Genomic DNA, 22542 nt, shown 5'->3' on the forward strand with positions numbered 1-22542 from the left:
ATATATATTTATCAAAATCAAAGGGGGGATAAGTAGGATGGCAATGATAGGAACGATCATCGTTTATATTATTATGATTTGTGCAGTTTTAGGGGCAATCGGAGCGATTCGAGATGCAGAGTATGGAATTGGTAAAGAATTTATGAATGGACTCCATACAGTAGGTCATATTTTTGTACCAGCGGCAGGAATCATGGCAGCTATACCTTACTTAACGTGGTTTATTAGTCATTTTATTAGTCCGATTTTTGAATTGATTGGAGCTGACCCAGCAATTGCAGCTACAGCAATTTTAGCGTCGGACATGGGGGGCTATCAATTAGCAAATGCTTTAAAAGAGTCGTATGAAGGATGGGTGATGGCGCTTGTCGTTGGGTTTATGTCAGGTGCAACCATTGTATTCTCGATTCCAATGGGGCTTGCGATGTTAGACAAGCGTGATCATAAGTATATGGCATTAGGCATTATGGCAGGCGTATTAACTATTCCGATTGGTGCATTTATTTCGTCGATTATGATTGTGATGTTTAACACAGAGGTTCGTGAAGTGATTAGTACAACATCTGCACCAACTTATGTGTTTGCCATTTCTATTTTACAAATATTACTTAATTTATTACCGTTATTTATTTTCGTTATTTTAATTGCAATAGGGCTAAAGCTTATCCCGAATGGCATGATCAAAGGGTTTATGATTTTCGGTCGTGTGATGGATGCAGGTATTAAGCTTGTGCTTGTATTCTCTATTGTAGAAATTTTTACAGGCATTTTTACTAAGATTTTTGGGGCATGGGGCTTTGATCCCATCATGGCAGATAGTGTCGACCAATTCCGCGCATTAGAAACGGCTGGTTATATCGGTATTATGTTAGCGGGTGCATTCCCAATGGTGTACTTAATAAGAAAATATGCTTCTAAACCGCTTGAAACAGCAGGGAAGAAATTAGGTCTTTCTTCAGTAGGAAGCGCAGGGATTTTAGCGACAAGTGCTAATATTTTGGCCATGTTTACACTTGTTCGTCAGATGCCACCAAAAGATAAAGTAATCAACATTGCTTTCGGGGTTTGTTCAGCATTCCTGTTAGGCGACCATTTATCCTTTACGGCTAATTTCCAACCAACGATTATATTACCTGTTATTGCAGGAAAGCTGTTAGCAGGGGTGCTTGCCATTATTTTAGCTTACAAGCTATCAGTACCGACCGCATTGAAACTAGAACAAGAGGATCGTAAGGCAGGCATTATTAAAGAGGGAGAATATTTAACAGATCAAAAGTCTTGATAGAAAGAGGTGATGATATGTGAGTGAGGAAAAGAAACGTTTTATTCAGGAGTTTGTGCCGGGTAAGCAACTAACATTGAGTCATCTAATTGCAAATCCCGATCCAGATATGTTTCAAAAGCTTGGCATTCAAGAAGCGGGTGCACTCGGCATTATGACTTGTACACCGAGCGAAACAGTTATTATTGCTGGGGATTTAGCGACAAAGGCAGCCAATGTAAAACTAGGTTTTTTAGACCGTTTTACAGGTAGTCTCGTTATTGTTGGCAGTGTATCTGAAGTAGAAATGGCGATGTTGGAAATCAATCGTTTTTTATCGGAAATGCTCGGTTATACGCCATCTAAAATAACGAAGTCATAGGATGTGTCAAATGAAAAATCGAGTAATGATAATAGGTGGTGTGCAAGCTGGTAAATCAACGCTAATGAATGCGTTATTAGGCAAAGATAGACAAGCTATTAAAACCCAAGCACTCGTATTTGATGACTGGATTGTTGATACACCTGGAGAATATATAGAAAATCCAATGTACTACAGAAATATTATGGCAACATCACTTGAAGTAACACATGTGATTTATTTGCAAGATGCCACGTCATCAAGGAGTGTTTTTCCTCCACAGTTTAGCTTGGGCATACCCAAAATTCAAATTGGTGTCATTACCAAAATTGATGCACCCCTTGCAGATGTAGAAAGAGCAACAGCATTGTTGAAAAATGTGATGACGCACGGTCCAATTGTGAAAACATCAGCATGGCAAAAGCTTGGCATTGAGTTGATTGCACCACTTATTCAACTTCGGTCAGATGAAGAAATTCGCCAGTTTGTCAAGGACCGTGATAGTCCCTATCTCATATATTGCCCATAGTGGCATAGAGGAGGTATAGGTTGAAGACAGAAAAAATTTATAGTGCAGGCATTGATATTGGGACAAGTACAACAAAGATGGTTGTCAGTAGTTTTCTGTTGAAAAACGTTGCTGGGGTGACCCATGTGCCACGAATAGAAATTATTGAAAAAACGGTGTTGCATCAAAGTCCCATTATTAAAACACCGTTTGTTACGAAAGACATTATTGATATGGAACAAATAGAAAAATTTATATTTCAGCAATATCAATTGGCTCAAATTTCACCAGCGGATATTTCAACAGGCGCCATTATTATTACAGGTGAATCCGCTACGAAAGAAAATGCTAAAGAGGTTGTCCATACCATTGCAGATGCAGCTGGGCAGTTTTTAGTTGCCACTGCGGGTCCTGATTTAGAAGGGATTATTGCTGCAAAAGGGGCAGGGACTGTCCAACAGTCCAAAAACACAGCTAAAGTAATCGCCAATATTGATATTGGTGGCGGTACGGCGAATATTGCAGTGATGCAGTTCGGTGAAGTGATCGGTACATGCACCTTGCATGTTGGCGGTAGATTAATTGAATTCCAACATGGCAAAGTCTATTCCATCTCACCGCCTATAAAGCAATTAATGAAGCATTGGTCTAATCCATTACAAGTAGGTGACTCTGCAGAAGACGCGCGTGTTGTGCAATTGATTGAAGAAATGGCGGACTTTTTAGCTAACACGTTAAGCGGACAACTACAAGATGCTCAACATCCATTACTGTTAGGTCATTTACCAAATTGGCATAAGCCTGTGGATGCAATCGTTTTTTCAGGTGGTGTAGCTTCTTGCATTTATGATCATGATTGTTCGCAGCGCCAATATGATGATATTGGTGAAAAACTAGCGAACATGCTTCTACAACATGAGCAACTTCAATCATTTTTATGGTTACAGCCGCAGGAAACTGCTCGCGCTACAGTGACTGGAGCAGGAACTCAAACAACAGAAATTAGTGGTGCAACGATACAAGTTGATGCGGACGTATTACCGTTGAAAAATATTCCTGTATTTAATTGCGCAAATGTAGCAACGAAGGCGTTTGAGCAAATAGTAAAGACAGCAGTGGACAGAGCAGACGCCCTTTTTTCACTGGATGATCACCGCTCTCCCTTTGCACTTTATTTTAGTGAGTTACCGTATTTAAGTTTTGATGATGTCCATGCATTGTGCGAGGCCATTTTACGATACTTAGGAACAAGAAGCGCCAAGGACATACCAATTATCATAGTCATTCAATCAGATTATGCAAAGGTCATAGGGCAAACGCTACAAGCCATTAATCCAGCAGTTCCTATCCTATGCATCGATCAAATTAAAGTAGAAACAGGCGATTACATTGACATTGGGGAAGTGCTACCTTCTGGTGTTGTCCCCATTGTAGTGAAAACACTTGCTTTCCACTCAAAGTAAGGAGGATGAACGTGAATCTATCGGTGATATTTGGTGGAGAAAAATATAATTTTCATTCATTAAAAGATGTGATGGCTAAAGCCAATGAAGAAAAATCTGGAGATCAGCTAGCAGGGATTGCTGCTGAATCTGTTCAACAACGAATTGCAGCAAAAGCTGTTTTAAGTGAGTTGTTAGTCAAAGATATACGTGAGAATCCGCTAGTTCCAGCTGAAAATGATGAAGTGACACGCATTATTGAAGGCGATATTAATGAACAAATATATAGCGAAATAAAAAACTGGAGTATTGAACAGCTTCGAGAATACATTTTATCGAATGATACAGGTGATCGAGAATTAAAACGTTTAAGCAAAGGCATGAATTCAGAAGTTATTGCAGCCGTTACGAAATTGATGTCGAACTTGGACCTTGTTCATGCAGCCAATAAAGTAGAAATACTATCAACTTGCAATATTACGATAGGGCAAAAGGGCACGCTGTCTTCAAGACTACAGCCGAACCACCCAACAGATAATATTGATGGCATTATTGCCTCATTAAAAGAGGGATTGTCCTATGGAATTGGTGATGCAGTTATCGGCATTAACCCAGTAGATGATTCGGTCGAAAGCGTTAAAAAGGTGTTACATGCGACAAAAGAATTTATCACTGATTGGTCGATTCCAACGCAGAACTGTGTATTGGCTCATATTACAACACAAATGAAGGCCATTAAGCAAGGAGCTCCTGCCGATATGATTTTCCAAAGTATTGCGGGGACAGAAATTGCAAACCGTTCGTTTGGGATTTCTGCTGACTTAATTCGAGAAGCAGAGGAACTGGTGAAGAAACAGGGAACAGGAACTGGCCCAAATTTATTTTACTTTGAAACTGGGCAAGGTTCCGAGCTTTCGGCTGAAGCACATATGGGCATAGACCAAGTAACACTGGAATCACGCAACTATGGATTTGCTAGACATTTTAATCCGTACATAGTCAACACAGTTGTTGGCTTTATTGGCCCTGAATATTTATATAACAACAAGCAAGTTATTCGGGCAGGGTTAGAAGATCATTTTATGGGTAAAATGCACGGCATTCCAATGGGCGTTGATATTTGTTATACCAATCATATTAAGGCTGACCAAAATGATGTGGAAGATTTAAGTGTGTTACTCACTGCAGCTGGTGTGAACTTTATTATTGCCGCACCGATGGGAGACGATATTATGCTGAACTATCAGTCTATGAGCTTCCATGATGTGGCAACATTACTCCAAACATTTGGTAAAACACCAGCACCTGAATATTTAGCTTGGTTAGAAAAAATGGGCATTTACGAAAATGGTCGTCTTTCAGCTAGAGCTGGCGATTTATCGATATTTGAAAGGTAGGTGAGACCATTGAATGAACAGCTAGTATCCATGATTACACAACTTGTGATGGAGAAAATGACGAATACATCGGGCACTTCTTCAAAAACAGCTACACCAATTGAAGAACCACAACAACCATTAATTAAAATTTATGATAGTGCGGCTAAGCATACAGAAGAACTATCAAGTCCACAGGCAACATCAGATCAATCGTTAATTAAGCTTTACCAAGCATCTTCTACAAAGGATTATTCGCACAATACTACTAATTATGATGGATCTACAACTGTAGAAACGGCGAAGGCTTTTCAATTTGAAGAGCAAAATGTATCAGAAAGTGTGCAAGCAGCTAAAAAGCATACACCTGCAAGAATTGGTGTGGGTAGAGCGGGGACAAGACCAAAAACAAAAACTTGGTTGAAATTCCGACTCGATCATGCGGCTGCAGTAGATGCAGTGTATGGAGAAGTGACAGAAGCACTATTACAAAAACTGAATGTCTTCCAAGTAACAACAAAAGTAACGGATAAAGAAGAATACATTACGAGACCGGATTTAGGTCGCCGCTTATCTGATGAAGCGAAGACACGTATTCAATCAACATGTAAAGCACGGCCAACCGTGCAAATTATTATTTCCAACGGCTTAAGTGCGAGTGCGATTGAAGAAAATGTCCAAGATGTATATTTAGCATTACAACAAAGTCTTAACAATTTAAATATTGAAATAGGCACTACTTTTTACATCGATAAAGGGCGTGTAGCGCTGATGGATGAAATTGGCGAGCTATTGCAAGCAGAGGTCATTGTTTACTTAATTGGTGAACGTCCTGGTCTAGTGTCAGCAGAGTCGATGAGTGCGTATTTATGTTATCAGCCGAGAATAGGTACGGTTGAAGCGGATCGAATGGTTATTTCGAACATTCATAAAGGTGGTATTCCTCCATTAGAGGCAGGAGCTTATTTAGGTACTGTCGTGCAAAAAATATTGCAATACAAGGCAAGTGGCGTAAACCTTGTCGCAAAAGAAGGTTAGGGGGAACAAGCAATGCATCCTCATAAAATTATGGCTGATATTTTGGCTATGCAGATGATTCCTAGAGTGAATAGAGACTTAGCAGCACAGCTTGCGTTGAAGCCAAATCAGCATAGCATTGGGCTAGTCACGCTAACCATTGATGATGTCGGATATGTAGCTTTAGATGAAGCGACAAAAAAAGCAGATGTAGAAGTGGTTTATGCAAAAAGCTTCTATGCAGGAGCGGCTCATGCGTCAGGACCATTATCTGGTGAAATGATTGGCATTATAGCGGGTAGCTCCCCAGATGAAATTCGCAGTGGGTTGGAAGCAATTGAGCAAAAAGTACAATTTGATACGTATTTCGAAGCCATTAATAACAATGAAAACCATGCACTTTTTGCGCATACTGTGGCAAGCTGTGGCAGCTATTTAGCACAGTTAGCAGACGTTAAGATTGGCACTGCGCTCGCTTATTTAATTGCACCACCACTTGAGGCGGTTGTCGGTTTAGATGCCGCTTTAAAGGCAGCGGACGTAGAGCTAAAACTATTTTTTGGACCACCTACCGAAACCAACTTTGGTGGTGGCATAGTTAGTGGCAGTCAGTCTTCCTGTCAAGCTGCTGCAGATGCATTTAGAGAAGCAATTGAACATGTTGCGAGAAATCCGGTTATTTAGAAAGGAGGCGGCTTTATGGCGACAATAGATAAAGACTTATTAGCCATTCAGGAAATGAGAGACGCTGTTAGTCAAGCAAATGCAGCACAAGCGGCCTATATGCAATATTCCCAACAACAAGTGGATAGTATTGTGAAGGCTGTTGCGGATGCCGCATTTAAAGAGGCAGAACGATTAGGCAAAATGGCTGTCGAAGAAACAGGGATGGGTATCCAAAATCATAAAAAAATGAAAAATGAAGTAGCGTCTAGAGATGTATATGAAGATATTAAAGATTTAAAGACAGTTGGCGTGATTGGCACAGATCGACTAAAGAAAGTAACAGAGATTGCTAGTCCATTTGGCGTTATCGCAGGAATTGTGCCAACAACAAATCCTACATCTACAGCCATTTTTAAAACGCTTATTTCTTTAAAAACGAGAAATGGCCTTGTGTTAAGCCCGCATCCATATGCCGTTAAATGTACAAAGGAAGCTTTAGATATTTGTAGAGTTGCAGCAGAAAATGCTGGTGCGCCAGAAGGGTTGTTGCAATGTTTAACAATGTCTTCAATGGAAGCGACACAACAATTAATGAAACATCCACAGATTCACTTAATTTTAGCAACGGGCGGTGGGGCGTTGGTCAAAGCGGCATATAGCTCTGGAAAACCAGCCTATGGGGTAGGTCCTGGCAATGTACCAGCTTACATCGAAAAATCAGCCAATATTCAAAAAGCCGCTCGTCAGCTAGTGCAAAGTAAATCCTTTGATAATGGCACAATTTGTGCGACAGAGCAGGCCATTATTGTGGATAAAGCGATAGCTGAACAAGTATTAGCAGAATTAAAGAAACAGCATGCTTATATATTGAATGCTGAAGAAAAATTAAAGATGGAAAAGTTAATCTCTCCTGTTCCAGGCAAAGTGAATCCACAAATTGTTGGAAAATCAGCGGTGAGTTTAGCACATTCTATCGGCATTATGGTGCCAGAAGAGACGAAAGTACTTGTTGGGTTGGAGACGATGATTGGAAAAAATATTCCATTTTCACTAGAGAAGCTATCACCAATATTTGCTTTCTACACAGTAGAGGATAGCACAGAGGCCAAACAAGTGATGGTTGATCTACTGAATATTGGAGGACGGGGACATTCTTGTTCAATTCATACCGAAAATGCTGCGTTAGCAGAGCAGTTTTCGCTTGATTTACCAGTGTCGCGTATTGTTGTGAACACGCTATCTTCGATTGGTGCGGTTGGTGGTACGACTGGATTAGCACCATCCTTTACATTAGGTTGTGGGACATTTGGTGGTAATATTACGTCCGATAACATTACAGCTAGACATTTATTGAATATTAAGCGCATGGCTTATGGCATTAAAGATGTAGAGGTGCCAGCTCCGGAATTTGATTTACATCCGGTGGTAGAAAATATAAAGGCACAAGCACCATCATTGGATACAGAAGTGGTGCAACAAATTGTTGATCAAGTTTTAAAGCAAATTACATTACAAACTAAATAATTGGAGGAATGACAAATGAGTACAGCATTAGGAATGGTAGAAACAAAAGGTCTTGTAGGAGCAATTGAAGCGGCGGATGCAATGGTCAAAGCGGCAAGTGTTAATTTAGTAGGGAAAGTCCATGTTGGTGGCGGTATTGTTACTGTCTTGGTTCGTGGCGATGTAGGTGCAGTAAAAGCAGCAACGGATGCAGGTGCAGCAGCAGCTCAACGTGTTGGAGAATTGCTATCTGTGCATGTAATTCCACGTCCTCATAACGAATTAGAATTAATTTTACCAAAAGCAGAAGCTTAATTACACGACTGAAGAGGCATTCATCGCTTGTAAATTTGATGTGATGAATGCCTACTATCAACAGTAAAAAATTCAGTTACTAGATTTAGAGGTGGCTAACTTGAATATAAAATCACAAGCATTTCCAGTTGCCATTTCAGCCCGTCATATACATGTAAGTGAAAAAGATTTACAAGCACTATTTGGTCCAAACGCAACGTTGACAAAGGATTTTGACCTTTCACAACCGGGACAGTTTGCAGCAAAAGAGCGTGTCTCCATTGAGGGACCAAAAGGAGTCATTCACAATGTGCGTGTATTAGGACCTGTAAGGGCAGCAACGCAAGTGGAAATAAGTCGAACAGATGCGATGAAACTAGGTTTAAACCCTCCCCTAAGACAATCGGGAGATATCGAAAATTCAGCTAGTATTAAACTTATCCATCAACAACGAGAAGTTTTGATCGAACAGGGTGTCATTATTGCACAGGCCCATATTCATATGACAGAAGAAGATGCGAAAGCATTGGAAGTACACAATAATGAAATCGTTTCTGTCGAAGTTGACAGTGAAAGACCTGTAACATTTCGTGCTGTAGTAGTACGTGTCTCAAATGATTTTAGCTTAGAAATGCATATTGATACCGATGAGGCAAATGCAGGCTTTATTGCACAACAAGCACAAGGAAGAATTGTGAAATCATGTTCGTAAGGAGGGGGGTTGATGCAAGAACAATTAGTGCAAAAAATCGTCGAAGAAGTTTTACAGCAAGTATTAAAAAATCAGCCTTCCCGCCCAGATGACGGTAAAATTCCAATCGGTGTATCAGCGCGACATGTACATCTTGCACAGGAAGAAGTGGAGCAGCTTTTTGGAGAAAACTATCAATTAACACCGAAGTTTGAGCTTTCGCAGCCAGGACAATTTGCTGCTGAAGAAACAGTCGTCATTGCAGGACCAAAAGGCTCTATTGACAGAGTTCGTATATTAGGTCCAGCTCGTACATTAACACAAGTAGAAGTGAGTTGGACAGATGCGATGAAACTCGGCGTCAAGCCGCCATTAAGAATATCTGGGGATATTAAAGACTCTAGCCCTGTGACGTTAATTGGTCCAAAGGGTAGTGTTGTTTTGCCAGAAGGTCTTATTATTGCACAAGCGCATATTCATATGTCTCCTGCCGATAGCGAAAGATTCCAAGTAGTAGATGGGCAGTCCGTACAAATCAAAGTGCAAGGACTACGACCGATTATTTTATCCAAAGTGATGATTCGTGTATCTGAGCGCTATCGTTTGGAAATGCATATTGATACGGATGAAGCAAATGCAGGCTTAATTCAGCAAGGTGCTTTTGCAGAAATCGTCAATGGACAAGTGATGGAACCTTTGACTGTAAACGAAATGCCACTAGTCGCAAAGCAAGCGCCTGTAAAACAATCTATCTATCACTTTGAAAAAAAGCTACTTTCACAGGTAGATGTGCTGGAAATCGAAGCTCAAGAAATTGTCGTGCCCAAAAGAACCATCGTGACAGCATTAGCTTATGACAAAATACGAGAGCTGAATAAAAAAATAACGATTCGCTCTGAATAATAAGTATTATCCAGGCAACCTAAAGAGGGTGAGTTTATGCAGATGGGAAGAGTGATTGGCAGCGTATGGGCAACACGTAAGGAAGAAGGGTTAAATGGCTTAAAACTATTAATTATCCAACCAATTGATTCCAACCAACAGCCAATTCGTACGGAAATAGTAGCAGCTGATCGCATCGGTGCAGGGATTGGTGATGATGTACTCATTACGAGTGGAGGGTCTTCCCGTTATATTATGAAGGACAATCCCCTCCCTATTGATGCAGTTGTAATCGGAATTATAGACTCTACAGATGTAATGCGAGGTGAAGACAATGAGTAGCGCAATTGGCATGATTGAAACAAAGGGATTGGTGGGGTCTTACGAGGCGGCAGATGCGATGATTAAAGCATCTGATGTCACGATTGTTAAACAAGAATTTGTCGATGGTGGTATTGTAACAGTCGTCGTAACAGGTGATGTTGGCTCAGTACAAGCAGCAGTCGATGCTGGTAAAGAGGCGGCAAAACGCGTTGGAGAATTATTAGGCGCACACGTTATTCCTAGACCAGACGAAGATGTTTTCAATATGATTAAAGGATCAGAAACACCAAAGAAAAAACCGGTCTCAACACCGGTACGTGCTAAAAAAACAACAGAAGCAGCAACTACGGACAATTGAGGTGAAGCATAATGGCATTTCGCAAAAATAAAATTGCTGTTATTGGAGCCGGTCACACGGGTGCAACATTGAGTTTATTCCTCGCACAAAAGGAATTAGGCGATGTTGTGTTGCTAGATATTCCAGAAGCTGAAAATCCAACAAAAGGGAAAGCACTGGATTTATTACAAACAGGACCGATTGAAAAATTTAATGTGTCTATCCAAGGAACAAGTAATTATGAAGATATTGCAGGCGCATCTATCGTTATTATTACAGCTGGCATTCCGCGTAAACCTGGGATGAGCAGAGATGATTTAGTGACGACCAATGCGAAAATTATTCAACAAGTTTCGAGACAAATTAAACACTATGCACCTGATAGCATTGTTGTTGTATTAAGCAATCCAGTAGATGCGATGACGTATGTATGTTATAAAGAAACAGGATTTCCTAAAAATCGTATTATCGGGCAATCCGGTGTATTAGATACCGCACGCTTTAATGCATTTGTAGCACAAGAGTTACAAATTGCACCCGAAGATGTATCGGGATTTGTATTAGGTGGACATGGTGATGAAATGGTACCATTAATCCGTTATTCCTATGCAGGAGGCATCCCGTTAGAAAAGCTTATTCCCCAAGATAGACTACAACAAATTGTCGAACGTACACGTAAAGGCGGCGGTGAAATTGTAGGCTTATTGGGCAATGGTAGTGCTTACTATGCGCCAGCTGCTGCCTGTGCGCACATGGTGGAAATCATAATGAAAGATCAACGAAAAATTATTCCATCCATTGCTCTGTTAGAAGGAGAGTACGGCTACCATGAATTATTTTTAGGTGTACCGACGATTTTAGGCGGTAATGGCATTGAATCGGTCATTGAATTGCACCTTACACAGGAAGAACAAAAGGCGCTCCATCAATCAGCACAAGCCGTTAAGCAAGTTTTACAAATTTGCCAAAACATTTAACTAGTATTGATAATTCATATAATATTTCCCCAATGCTATATGAATAGTTTGTAAATATGTTTGATTGGAAACCGAGCATAAAACTAGTTGAAAACCCCATTTTAAAATAAATGCTCCCTTCAAATAGAAGGGAGTTCTTTGCTTTTTAAAAAAATTACTGATGATGGATGGGAGATGTGCGTGCCAACAGCAGTCCACTATTGGTAGTATTAATATTTTAAATAATCTAAATATTTTCAGTGACTGGCACTCGAATATACAAAATTTTCGGAAATATGCTAAACTAGTAACGTAAAAAAGGAGGATGATTGGATATGACTGTACAGCAATTTACAGACTATGTGAAAAAAATGCAGCACTATCAGGAAGCATTGGGGGTAATCTATTGGGATATGCGTACTGGTGCACCTAAGAAAGGGGTAGCGCAGCGTTCAGAGGTAGTTGGCACATTATCGGCCTCCTTGTTTGAGATGCAGACGAGTGAACAATTAGAGGAACTATTGACGGCTTTAGAGGCTCAAAACGCAGAACTGGACTATGTAACACGCCGTTTAGTCGAGGAAGTACGCAAAAATTACGATCAAAATAAGAAAATTCCCGCTGAAGAATATAAAGAATATGTTATTTTACAAGCGAAAGCGGAAACAGTTTGGGAAGAAGCAAAAGCGACAAATGATTTTGCTCAATTTTTACCTTATCTAGAGCAAATCATTGAATGGCAAAAGAAATTTATTCAATATTGGGGCGTTAAAAACGGTTCTACATACAATACGTTACTCGATTTATATGAACCAGATATGACGACGGATGTGTTAGATCAAGTATTTGGCGAATTACGTGAAACGATTGTGGCGCTTATCCAAAAAATCGCAGCTTCTCCAAATAAGCCAGATACAACGATGTTATTTAAACAATTTCCGAGAGAGGCACAACGAGCATTGTCATTAGAGTTGCTAACGCAGCTTGGCTATGATTTTGACGCAGGTCGCTTAGATGAAAGTGTCCATCCATTTATGATTGGTATCAATCATGGCGATGCACGTATTACAACGAAATATGATGAGCATGATTTCCGTTCTGCTATCTTTGGCACGATTCATGAATGTGGGCATGCGATGTATGAGCAAAATATTGATGCCAAGCTTGCTGGTACACTATTAGCAACTGGGACATCGACAGGCATCCATGAATCGCAGTCACTATTCTATGAAAATCTTGTCGGTCGCAATGAAAAGTTTTGGGCGCATAACTATGAGCGTTTGCAAAAGCATTCGCCAGCACAATTTGGGGATGTGGCATTAGCTGATTTTCTGCGCGCTATTAATATGGTGGAGCCATCGCTTATTCGTATTGAAGCGGATGAGTTAACGTATCCATTGCATATTATGATTCGTTACGAAATTGAACGTGATTTGTTCAATGGGGATCTGCAAGCAAAAGACCTTCCAAAAGTGTGGAATGCGAAGTATGAAGAATACTTAGGCATCCGACCAGACAATGATGCCAAGGGTGTTTTACAGGATGTGCACTGGGCAGGGGGGATGTTTGGGTACTTCCCATCTTACGCATTAGGAATGATTTATGCGGCGCAATGGAAGCACGCAATGGATAAAGATCTTCCAAACTTTGATGACTTACTGGCAAATGGCGAGCTCCTGCCAATTCGCGAGTGGCTAACAGAGAACGTACATCAATACGGTGCACTGAAAAAGCCGTTCGAGCTACTACAAGAGGCGACAAGAGAAGGCTTAAATGCCAAGTATCTTGCAAACTACTTACAAGAAAAATATACAAAATTGTATCAGCTATAAACAAAAAGCGATTTCTCAATCATGAGAAATCGCTTTTTTTTAAAATAGATTACCAGAACTTAAAGCCTTTTGAGCCTGCAGGTGAATTTGAAATAATATCAAAGATTGGAATTGTGTAAGCAAAAATTATTAACGCTACTAAAATGACCAGCCATACTTTAAAGTTTTCAAGCATAGGTGGTGTTGGACCACTGCTTTCATGGATTGAAGCAATTGGGAATTCCTCTTCGCCTTTTGGGGCAAACCAAGCTAGCTTAATCACGACATACGTAATAACTAAAATCGCAATAAATAAAATGGTACCACCAACCGCTTGCGCAATTTGATATGGAATCCAATCATATGCTTGTTGTGCACCGCCATATTCTGAATAGTCCGAGCGACGTGGAGCACCAAGTAATCCTGCAATATGCATGGCTGTTGACATGATCGTCATACCGACTGCCCATAACACGCCAGAAACAATACCAAGTGAATTTAATGACTTTGTCAGTTTACGACCTGTTAAATGAGGGATTAACCAAAAGGCAGCTCCAAAGTATGTTAAAACAACTGCACTTGCAAATGTTAAATGGAAGTGTCCTGGAACCCAAATAGTATTATGAATAAGTTGGTTCATCTGGTAAGATGCATTGACAATACCACCTGCACCACCAGGGATGAAAGCAAGCATACCGATAAATGGAACGATAAAACGTGCATCTTTCCAAGGTAATTTTTTAAACCAGCCGAAAAGCCCTTTACCACCAAGCTCACGACCACGTAATTCAAATGTTGCGAATAAAGAGAATGCAGTCATTAAGGAAGGCACAACAACTGCCATTGTTAATACTACTTGAATAAACTTCCATGTTGTATCAATACCAGGCTCTGTTAATTGGTGATGTAAACCAACCGGTACTGAGAAAATTAAAAACAGCATGAATGATAAGCGAGCTAATGAATCAGAAAAAACTTTTCCGCCAATGACTTTTGGAATGACTACATACCACACCATATAGGCTGGCAATAACCAGAAGTAAACGAGCGCATGGCCGAAATACCAGAATAGTGTACGAGAAAGTAATACATCTACACGTTCAATAAGACCGAGTGACCATGGTAATAGTTGGAATAAAACAGAAACGGCTACGCCTAAAGAAGCAACGAACCACAGTAAATTATTGACTACTACCATAAAAGATAATAGGGGAGACGTTTGGCCTTTATGTTCTTTACGCCACTGAACATAGCGTAAAATTTGTCCTGCCGAACCAATCCAAGAGCCGACTACTACGAGTGTTAAACCGAGATAAAAAATCCAGTGCGCTTGCAATGGTGCGTAAAATGTGTAAAGGACAGTTGCTTTATTTAATAACACCATGACTGCAGCAGCAACTGTACCGATAGTCATTAACCAAAAACCGATCCATCCAAGTAAGCGCTGTTTATCTGTAAAGGTACCAGAGGTACGACTAACACCTGCGATTTGAAAACCGAATATAAAGAACGTTGTTAAAATAAGACCGAGTAATACACCATGAACTGTTAATACTTGATAATAGCCAATACCAGCTGGCAATTTGAATTGACCTGAACGTACAAATACTTGTAATAAACCAGCGAGACCACCTAATAATAATGCGATAAATGCCACATACACATGGGCAAGGGCTAGTTTCGCATCACGACGATCCACCTTTGTCATAGCGTTATTTAGACTCATTTGGATCCACCACCTTTAGCATAGAATGCATTAGCGTATGTCCTGTACCGCAGTATTCATTACATACTATTAAAAACTCACCAGTTTGATTGATTTCAGCTACATATTCTGAAATATATCCAGGTTCAAGCATCATATTAATATTAGTACCTGCAATTTCAAACCCATGAATCACGTCTTCACTTGTTGCGATAAATTTTACTTTTGAACCAAGTGGCACTTCAATTTCTGGTGGATTGTAAAAGAAAGCAGATGCTAAAATAACAACCTCATAATCCCAATCCTTTCCTTCCACTTTGTGTACACCTGGATTCGTAAATGGTGCAATTTCTTTTACTTTTTCATAATCGATGGTTTTCTTATTACTGTTCGGATGAGATCCTTGATGGAATGCACCGATACCAAGAATAATAAGAAATGCAACTAACGTAGCTACGCCAAATACCAGCCAGTACTTCTCATATTTATGTATATGCATATCTCTGTTGTCCTCCTCTGTTGTATTACTTACATCATGTTAATGAAATAGTGCCTTTTACTAAGAAAATCAAAAGCGATCCATAAATAAATTGAAGCAGTAAATCCAAATTAAAATAATGATAAAGCCTACTCCGAACACGCCATAAAGTGAACCTTTTAGATTATCTTCTGGTTTTTTATTATTAGCCATTTTTTACTCCCTCCTAAGCTTTCATAGTGGCTTTCTTAAAGTCATAATATTAAAATTCACTTCAATTTGATGTGAAAAAAATCACACATCCAAGTAGAATGTGTGAAAAAAATGTGAAATATTGAAATGCAAAAGGAGTTGGCTCTAACATAAGCCAACTCCCTTTTATGCGTATAACAAAGCGTATTCATAAATACTAGCTGTAGTTACATAGAATATATGGTTTGAATGAGCCACAGTTAACTCGTTATGACTTCTTCTTCAATTGTCAGTAATACCGTAAGTGCACCAATGTTAGGAATCATAACGGGTAGTACAAATGCTTTTTCAAAGCCATAAAGTTTTGTATTTCCGACCATAACAGTTGGTGGTGTAATATCAATTTCTAAACTTTCCTGTCCTACTGCTGTACATAAATTTCCTGCAATCATATTGCCGAATTCACCAGTGAAGGATTCTAGCATTTCTCCTTCTAATGGCATACCAAACATTGTACTGCCGATACCGCTAAATACTTCAGGGGAGGAATCTATAATTACACGTCCCTTTACATCTCCAATTAGGCCAATTAATACACCCATTTGCTGTTGTTGAAAGGGCTCAGAAATAATACTTGGCGCTTTCACTTGGATGTCCATAGGTAGGATTGTTTTTAATGCATGGATTGTCCCGTTTAAAATAGTTTGAAAGTACTTCGAATTACTCATCATTACCGCATCCTTTTTCCGACTTTTCTACATCTTACCATGCTCAAAGGGTAAGATGAAAGTATGTCTTGACGAAATCGAATGAAATTTATATTATATTAATGAGAATGATTTTCAAAATCAACGAATTTGTGCTATAGTGTACATAATAAGAAGAAAAGGAGCGGTCAGCAATGACATTCGTTTTCATTGGAGCAACAGTAGCTATTTATATTGGAGTAGGGAAATACGTTATGAAGCAGGCGACTGCACATTTAAATTAATAGTACTATAGTTTGTGGTACTGATTTTCAATCGTATTTACATTACATTAATGTTTAATTCAAGAGTATGACTTGTGTCATACTCTTGAATCTTTAGATAATATATTTTATGCACAATTTTTCGGGAGTGGAATTTATGGGTTCATTATGTAATTGCAAGGAACTTGTGCAAATAAAAGTGGAAGCAGATATTGGTGCTGATCCATTATGGTGTAAGGTTTGTGGCTTTAATTTGGATATGGATAAAATGGAGATTTCTGATTCTTTAAAGATACAGTTAAGAGCATGGATAAATGATTATGGAGCATGGATAAATGTGGACTCTGATAGCTTAATTGTTGGAGGGGAGAATCTAGAAAAACAACATAATGAAATAGGACTAAGATTAACGGAAAAAGTGATGAGTGAAATAAAAAATAAAAAAATTGTTTTTCAACCTTCTTCAATGTTTTTGAATAGTAATTAAATAGAAAGGAATACTCTAAATGAAAAAAAGTACTTGTTCATTTAATGGTTTTTACTCTTTTATTTGCTACTATTGGGACAACTGTAAGTTATGCAAAAGATGATGAAGTTTTTAATGAAGATGATTACATAGTTGATTACCACGAGGGTGTTGAAGGTTTTGATTGGGCAATTTATCTGGATGATTCAGATGATAATGGAGGTTCTGACAATAATTTAGAAGAGCCTCAAATTGAAGCAAGGGCTCTTCCATTTGTTCCTATTGTTATTGGAGTCGTAGTAAGATTAGTTGCCAAATGGGTAGGAAAACAGGCTGTAAAGAAAATATCTAAGCATGCAGCTGAAAGAGCTGCTCAAAGAGGTATAACTGAGAGGCATTTTGCATCCGCAATGGCATATGGAACAAAATATGTAGATAAAAATACCGGAGCGAAAATTCTTTATCATTCTCCAACTCAAACTACTTTAGTACTAGATAAAGCTGGAGATGTAGTAGTGACTTCTTATAAGCAAATAGCTCCTAAAGAAGTATGGATACACAAAAATTGGTGAACGACAATCGATTACTAAAATCTATGAAATTCTATTTTCTGAAATCTGAGAGGCTGGGACATAACTAAAAAATTTAAGGACAGAGGAAAGGTGTTCATAAATTTTTTTCTAAATGGAGAATTTAGCTATGCTTGCTTTTGCAATAACTAAAAAATAGAAGTGTTCACTAGTTGTTGGTAGCGAGAGCGGTGACTCTTGCTCAGAACAGCACACAATGTTAGACGTAACAGACCGCGCTTTAGGGAGGATTGCGGCTTACAGTGCTGAGCGGAAAGCACCGCCTTAGCGGGTAACAACGGCATAGTAAAAAGTGTTAGATTGATTGGGTTCAATCTAACACTTTTTTCTTTTGTTCCAGATTCTTTTATTTATCGAATTTTATAGTTCGGATTTCAACTTGGATAAAAACCATCTAAAGTTTAATAGTATAGGACGAAAAATTTAGAATAATAGCATAATTTAATAGCCATCAAGGGCATTTATTTTTAATGTTTGATAAAATTGAAGCAGGTTGCAGGTTATAGATTTCGGGGAATTGGAGAACCGACTTTGCAGTATTCATTAAAAACAAAATGAAAAGGGCGTGCGATAAAGCAATGTCCGATAGAAATTAGGTGAAGAATATGAAAAAAATACTATTAACGGGCTTTGTCCCATTTCTAGATTATACAATCAATCCTACGATGGAAATTGTAGAAAGTTTAAATGGGAGTATAATGGACGGCTATGAAATTGTTGGACGGACGCTATCCGTTGATTTTCAGCAATCCGCGCAGCAGTTAAAGCGATATATTGGGGAAATACAGCCTGAAATTATTATGTCCTTAGGGTTAGCTGGTGGACGATTTAAAATCACACCAGAGCGCATAGCGATTAATGTGAAAGATGGAGAGCCTGATATCAATGGCTATGTGCCTGTTGATGAAAGCATTGATGATGGGGGGCAGGATGCCTATATAACCAATTTACCTATTCGGAAAATGGTTGATCGATTATGTAAAGAAGGTTATCCTGCAGAAATTTCAAATACGGCAGGTACCTATCTATGCAATAATATTATGTATGAAGGGCTAGCTTATGCTAAGCAACATACAGGGATTCGTGCTGGCTTTATTCATATTCCGGCATCTTTTGAATTAGCGATTCAGCACGGCAAAATACCAGGTTGGAATATGCAAGATTTAATGACGTGCATTAAGCTTTGTATCGAGGAAACCATTCGTGAAACAAATCATTGAGTTCCCTCATACAATGTGGATTAGTCAATACACTATCCGTTTTGCCTTCGATGAAGTCATTTCGCAAGAAAATTTTCAGCTAGTCCAACAGTTTAACCGCTTTTTGAAAAAAATGCTACATACCAATCTTATTGAAAGTGTTGCTAGTTATCATACGGTTACAGCATATGTGAAACACCAAGTCGATATAGCCTTCATACAAGAACAATGGCTTACAATGCAAAGGAACGCCCAGGTTGGTGAAGTAACAAGCCAACCATTACAAATACCAATTTGTTATGATGAGGAATTTGCTTTGGATATGCACCGTGTGATGGATGTTACAGCTTTGCCATTTGAGGCCATAAAAAAATTGCATATGGATAAAGTATATAGTGTCTATTTAATCGGCTTTTTACCTGGATTTCCTTATTTAGGGGACTTACATAGCCAATTATTTGTCCCACGTTTAACAAAACCACGCCCGCTTGTGTCCGCAGGTTCTGTCGGTATTGGCGGGTTACAAACTGGGATATATCCCCTCGATTCACCAGGGGGATGGAATATTATCGGTAAGACACCTTTCACATTATTTGATATTCATAGGAAAGCCCCTTTTCTCTTTACTCTTGGAGGTCAAGTGCAATTTTACGAAATAACCAAACAGGCGTTTTTAGAAATAAAAGTAAAGGAGTGTAGCAATTGAAGCCACTTCTTATTGTTAAAAAACAAGGTGTTTATGGTAGCATACAAGATCAAGGGAGGGAGGGCTACCGAGCATTTGGGGTCCCTCGATCAGGGCCAATGGACAAAGTATCATTTCAAGTTGCACATACTATTGTAGATAATGCGACAGTGGACCAAACGTCGTTTGAAATGTTTATAGGTGGTTTTGAATTTCAAGCGTTAAATGATGGAACTTATGTATTGACTGGTGCAACTTGTCTGTGTTTATTAAATGGACGTCCCATTGAAATGTGGAAAACCTTTCAATTATTTAAGGGAGATATTTTATCTATCAAAAGCGTAAATAACGGCTCGATTGTTTATCTCACACCTAAAGGTGGATTTCAAACAGACCTTATACTTGGTAGTAAAGCCAGCTTACCAATGGTAGGTCGTACTCCAGGTGTGGGCAGTGTGTTGTATGGGCAACATGTAACGCCATTATCATGGACAAGAGGGCTGTATGTACCTTACCGCCCTTATTTTCATACGGCTATTACAGTAAGGGTTTTTAAAGGGCCTCATTTTCAATTATTTACAGAAGAAAGTAGACAACAATTTTTAGCTAGCTCCTATCAATTTTCTGGCGGGAATCGTATGGGCTATTATTTAAAAGGGAACGCCCTCGATTTGAAAACGAGGAAAGATATACTTTCAGAAGCGACCCAATTTGGGACAATTCAAGTGCCACAAAGCGGTCAGCCTATTGTTTTAATGGCAGATGCCCAAACAGTCGGCGGTTATCCAATCATTGCTACCATCCATGAAGATGATTTACATAAAGTTGCCCAAATGCGTATGTTTAACACAATAAGATTTGTACTAACGGAGGAATCGTATGCCAATTGATATTAATTGTGATATGGGCGAAGGTATGGATGTTTTGACACTCGACAAAGATGAAGAAATTTTAGACTATGTAACGTCTATTAATATAGCCTGTGGGTATCATGCAGGGAATCATACAATCATGCATAGGACTGTACAAAATGCTATTCGTAAAAATATTCGTATTGGCGCGCATCCGGGCTATCCTGATCTTCAAGGATTTGGCCGTCGAAATATGGATGTTAGTGCGGAAGAAATTTATAATATGATGGTCTATCAAGTCGGTGCTTTGCAAGCATTTGTCTCGGTGGAAAAAGGCATTCTTCATCATGTGAAGCCACATGGCGCACTGTATAATCAAAGCGCCAATGATATAGAAAAAGCAACAGCCGTAGTCAATGCTGTATATGATTTAAACCCAGCGTATGTTTTATATTGTTTAGCTGGTAGCAAAATCGTGCACATTGCGAAGGAAAAGGGCTTACATGTCTATGAGGAAGTTTTTTCGGATCGTCATTACAATGACGATGGGACATTAGTTAGTAGAGAAGACCCGAATGCGTTAATCCAAACAGAAGAAGAAATGCTTGTACATGTCAAAGGTATTTTAACTGCCAATGAAGTGATGTCTGTCCAACAAAAGAAAATACAACTTTCTGCTCAAACATTATGTATACACGGAGATGGCCCACATGCATTGACTTTTGCAAAGAAGATTTTTGCGTTAAGAAAACAACTGGGATAACAAAATGTATGGATGCTCAACAAAGGAGCATCCATACAGCTAAAAAGCACATTTAATGACTCGATTTAATAGCAAAATACTTAATTCTGATGCTATTAAATAGTTGTCACTAATTCTACAGCTTCAATAATAATTGGAGTGCCTGCCGAGATAGTCGCTGTTACCGTGTTAAATGTTATTTCTGTTGCGGAAACTGTATAGGCATCACCTTCTTGAAGCACACCATTAATATATAAATTATAGTACCCATTAATTACGACTGGGAAAGCAGTTGCTGCAGTACCACTGTCAGTCAAAAACGTTGTTGCAGCAAGTGTTGTTCCATCTGTAATGGCAAGTGGTGTCGCTAAAATATTAAAAAATTTCGTGGATGTGCCAGAAACATTGACATTGATGTTAATAATGGAAAGTGCCACGTGCATTCACCTCCTTTCAATAGTGCTAGTGAGTTTCGTTAAAAAAGCCGAGAGATTCAATAATAATGGGTGTTCCTCTATAAATAGTTGCGTTATCAGCATTTAAGATGAGTGCATTTGGTGTTACGGAATAAATGCCACCTTCCTGCATAACGGCGTTAATATAGAGATTTACATAGCCATTTGGATAGGTAATTATAAATTCTTGTACATTGACGCCATTATCATCTGAAAATAGATTCGCTGCTAAAGTGGCCCCATTTGTCAATTGAATATCTGATGTTACTATATAGAAATATCTATTTACTTTAGGAATAACCCTCCCATCAGGAACAATAATGGAAGGGGGTTGGGGAATAGGGACATCACGAGCTATAATACGAGGCCATCTAAATTGATTTTCACAATCGCATAACGGTGTAATCTGAAAACAATGTTTTTGCTTTACCATCTATATAATCACTCCTTTTATTTTGATTTTTATGCCCCTATAGTTGTATCAAATTTCTTTAGTACTGAACCTCAAATCGTTATTTTGTCATCGCTTTTTAACCTTCACTCTTATTTAAAATATGAAAAAAAAGAAGAATTGCTTAGTTAAGTATCCATTCAGCAGATAAAAATAGTAGATTTTCTAGAAGGAACATGCTATTTCATTTTGGATAAACATGACTATGTTGACGAATATTACGTCTGAAACCTTGATATATATGCTTTTTAAAGTAAATTAGTGTTATACTTTGCATATCTAATAAGGTAGAATACTAATTGTGAGTAATTAAAAGGATAAAGGGGTTA

Annotated in this window: 27 protein-coding genes; 21 read left to right on the forward strand and 6 right to left on the reverse strand. The window is 38.8% G+C overall.

Annotated features, from left to right (window positions below; genetic code table 11):
* Positions 1-37 precede the first annotated feature (37 nt).
* The 15 genes from eutH to MKY08_RS07900 all read left to right on the forward strand — a co-directional run bounded on the left by eutH (position 38) and on the right by MKY08_RS07900 (position 13450).
* A complete protein-coding gene (gene eutH, locus MKY08_RS07830; RefSeq protein ID WP_069511562.1) occupies positions 38-1282 on the forward strand; it encodes an ethanolamine utilization protein EutH in 1245 nt (414 codons plus the stop codon).
* A gap of 19 nt (positions 1283-1301) precedes the next feature.
* On the forward strand, positions 1302-1643 hold the full coding sequence (locus tag MKY08_RS07835; RefSeq protein ID WP_024363381.1) for a BMC domain-containing protein: 342 nt from the start codon (positions 1302-1304) through the stop codon (positions 1641-1643).
* A 10-nt stretch (positions 1644-1653) separates the two neighbouring features.
* A complete protein-coding gene (locus MKY08_RS07840; protein ID WP_069511560.1) occupies positions 1654-2151 on the forward strand; it encodes a EutP/PduV family microcompartment system protein in 498 nt (165 codons plus the stop codon).
* A 20-nt stretch (positions 2152-2171) separates the two neighbouring features.
* The gene (locus MKY08_RS07845) at positions 2172-3593 is read left to right on the forward strand and encodes an ethanolamine ammonia-lyase reactivating factor EutA (RefSeq protein WP_069511558.1); all 1422 of its coding nucleotides are present in this window, start codon (positions 2172-2174) and stop codon (positions 3591-3593) included.
* Between the two features lie 5 nt (positions 3594-3598).
* Positions 3599-4969 carry an ethanolamine ammonia-lyase subunit EutB gene (locus tag MKY08_RS07850; RefSeq protein WP_069511556.1) on the forward strand — a complete coding sequence of 457 codons (1371 nt, stop codon included), beginning with the start codon at positions 3599-3601 and terminating at the stop codon, positions 4967-4969.
* A 9-nt stretch (positions 4970-4978) separates the two neighbouring features.
* Complete coding sequence (eutC, locus tag MKY08_RS07855) at positions 4979-5986, forward strand: ethanolamine ammonia-lyase subunit EutC (RefSeq protein ID WP_069511554.1); 1008 nt, start codon at positions 4979-4981, stop codon at positions 5984-5986.
* Between the two features lie 12 nt (positions 5987-5998).
* A complete protein-coding gene (eutL, locus tag MKY08_RS07860; protein ID WP_069511552.1) occupies positions 5999-6649 on the forward strand; it encodes an ethanolamine utilization microcompartment protein EutL in 651 nt (216 codons plus the stop codon).
* Between the two features lie 15 nt (positions 6650-6664).
* Complete coding sequence (locus MKY08_RS07865) at positions 6665-8155, forward strand: aldehyde dehydrogenase family protein (protein WP_069511550.1); 1491 nt, start codon at positions 6665-6667, stop codon at positions 8153-8155.
* A gap of 15 nt (positions 8156-8170) precedes the next feature.
* Positions 8171-8449, forward strand: a complete 279-nt coding sequence (locus MKY08_RS07870) for a BMC domain-containing protein (RefSeq protein ID WP_024363388.1) — start codon at positions 8171-8173, stop codon at positions 8447-8449.
* A gap of 100 nt (positions 8450-8549) precedes the next feature.
* Positions 8550-9140 (forward strand): phosphate propanoyltransferase, encoded by a 591-nt coding sequence (locus MKY08_RS07875; protein WP_103977019.1) that lies wholly within the window; start codon positions 8550-8552, stop codon positions 9138-9140.
* 12 nt (positions 9141-9152) lie between these two features.
* A complete protein-coding gene (gene pduL / locus MKY08_RS07880; RefSeq protein ID WP_069511547.1) occupies positions 9153-10022 on the forward strand; it encodes a phosphate propanoyltransferase in 870 nt (289 codons plus the stop codon).
* A 36-nt stretch (positions 10023-10058) separates the two neighbouring features.
* Entirely contained in the window at positions 10059-10343 is a 285-nt protein-coding gene (locus tag MKY08_RS07885) for a EutN/CcmL family microcompartment protein (protein ID WP_024363391.1), read from the forward strand.
* Positions 10336-10683, forward strand: a complete 348-nt coding sequence (locus MKY08_RS07890) for a BMC domain-containing protein (RefSeq protein ID WP_069511545.1) — start codon at positions 10336-10338, stop codon at positions 10681-10683. The genes MKY08_RS07885 and MKY08_RS07890 overlap by 8 nt, the downstream gene beginning before the upstream one ends.
* 11 nt (positions 10684-10694) lie before the next feature.
* Positions 10695-11639 (forward strand): malate dehydrogenase, encoded by a 945-nt coding sequence (gene mdh, locus MKY08_RS07895; protein ID WP_069511543.1) that lies wholly within the window; start codon positions 10695-10697, stop codon positions 11637-11639.
* Positions 11640-11953: 314 nt separating this feature from the next.
* Positions 11954-13450, forward strand: coding sequence for a carboxypeptidase M32 (locus MKY08_RS07900; protein WP_069511541.1), 1497 nt, complete (start codon positions 11954-11956; stop codon positions 13448-13450).
* Positions 13451-13499: 49 nt separating this feature from the next.
* On the opposite strand, the gene MKY08_RS07905 is transcribed toward MKY08_RS07900, so the two are convergent.
* The 4 genes from MKY08_RS07905 to MKY08_RS07920 all read right to left on the reverse strand — a co-directional run bounded on the left by MKY08_RS07905 (position 13500) and on the right by MKY08_RS07920 (position 16532).
* Entirely contained in the window at positions 13500-15155 is a 1656-nt protein-coding gene (locus tag MKY08_RS07905) for a b(o/a)3-type cytochrome-c oxidase subunit 1 (protein ID WP_069511539.1), read from the reverse strand.
* Entirely contained in the window at positions 15142-15633 is a 492-nt protein-coding gene (locus MKY08_RS07910; RefSeq protein ID WP_024363396.1) for a cytochrome b5, read from the reverse strand. The genes MKY08_RS07905 and MKY08_RS07910 overlap by 14 nt, the downstream gene beginning before the upstream one ends.
* A 69-nt stretch (positions 15634-15702) precedes the next feature.
* The gene (locus tag MKY08_RS07915) at positions 15703-15825 is read right to left on the reverse strand and encodes a hypothetical protein (protein ID WP_255313800.1); all 123 of its coding nucleotides are present in this window, start codon (positions 15823-15825) and stop codon (positions 15703-15705) included.
* 239 nt (positions 15826-16064) lie between these two features.
* On the reverse strand, positions 16065-16532 hold the full coding sequence (locus MKY08_RS07920) for a chemotaxis protein CheX (protein ID WP_069511537.1): 468 nt from the start codon (positions 16530-16532) through the stop codon (positions 16065-16067).
* A 399-nt stretch (positions 16533-16931) separates the two neighbouring features.
* Between MKY08_RS07920 and MKY08_RS07925 the strand changes: the two genes are divergently transcribed.
* The 6 genes from MKY08_RS07925 to MKY08_RS07950 all read left to right on the forward strand — a co-directional run bounded on the left by MKY08_RS07925 (position 16932) and on the right by MKY08_RS07950 (position 21328).
* A complete protein-coding gene (locus tag MKY08_RS07925) occupies positions 16932-17261 on the forward strand; it encodes a hypothetical protein (protein WP_069511535.1) in 330 nt (109 codons plus the stop codon).
* Positions 17262-17305: 44 nt separating this feature from the next.
* Positions 17306-17812, forward strand: coding sequence for a hypothetical protein (locus MKY08_RS07930; RefSeq protein WP_069511533.1), 507 nt, complete (start codon positions 17306-17308; stop codon positions 17810-17812).
* A gap of 623 nt (positions 17813-18435) precedes the next feature.
* Positions 18436-19050 carry a pyroglutamyl-peptidase I gene (locus tag MKY08_RS07935; RefSeq protein ID WP_069511531.1) on the forward strand — a complete coding sequence of 205 codons (615 nt, stop codon included), beginning with the start codon at positions 18436-18438 and terminating at the stop codon, positions 19048-19050.
* Positions 19034-19735, forward strand: coding sequence for a 5-oxoprolinase subunit PxpB (gene pxpB, locus MKY08_RS07940; protein WP_069511529.1), 702 nt, complete (start codon positions 19034-19036; stop codon positions 19733-19735). The genes MKY08_RS07935 and pxpB overlap by 17 nt, the downstream gene beginning before the upstream one ends.
* A complete protein-coding gene (locus tag MKY08_RS07945; protein WP_069511527.1) occupies positions 19732-20604 on the forward strand; it encodes a biotin-dependent carboxyltransferase family protein in 873 nt (290 codons plus the stop codon). The genes pxpB and MKY08_RS07945 overlap by 4 nt, the downstream gene beginning before the upstream one ends.
* Positions 20594-21328 (forward strand): 5-oxoprolinase subunit PxpA, encoded by a 735-nt coding sequence (locus tag MKY08_RS07950; protein WP_069511525.1) that lies wholly within the window; start codon positions 20594-20596, stop codon positions 21326-21328. The genes MKY08_RS07945 and MKY08_RS07950 overlap by 11 nt, the downstream gene beginning before the upstream one ends.
* Before the next feature lie 95 nt (positions 21329-21423).
* On the opposite strand, the gene MKY08_RS07955 is transcribed toward MKY08_RS07950, so the two are convergent.
* Together MKY08_RS07955 and MKY08_RS07960 are read right to left on the reverse strand one after the other, a co-directional pair.
* Positions 21424-21744, reverse strand: coding sequence for a DUF4183 domain-containing protein (locus MKY08_RS07955; RefSeq protein WP_024363402.1), 321 nt, complete (start codon positions 21742-21744; stop codon positions 21424-21426).
* A gap of 25 nt (positions 21745-21769) precedes the next feature.
* Positions 21770-22195: a DUF4183 domain-containing protein gene (locus MKY08_RS07960; RefSeq protein ID WP_069511523.1), complete on the reverse strand. Its 426-nt coding sequence runs from the start codon at positions 22193-22195 to the stop codon at positions 21770-21772.
* Between the last annotated feature and the right edge of the window lie 347 nt (positions 22196-22542).

It is taken from the genome of Lysinibacillus sp. FSL M8-0337 (assembly GCF_038593855.1).
GTDB lineage: Bacteria > Bacillota > Bacilli > Bacillales_A > Planococcaceae > Lysinibacillus > Lysinibacillus sphaericus_D.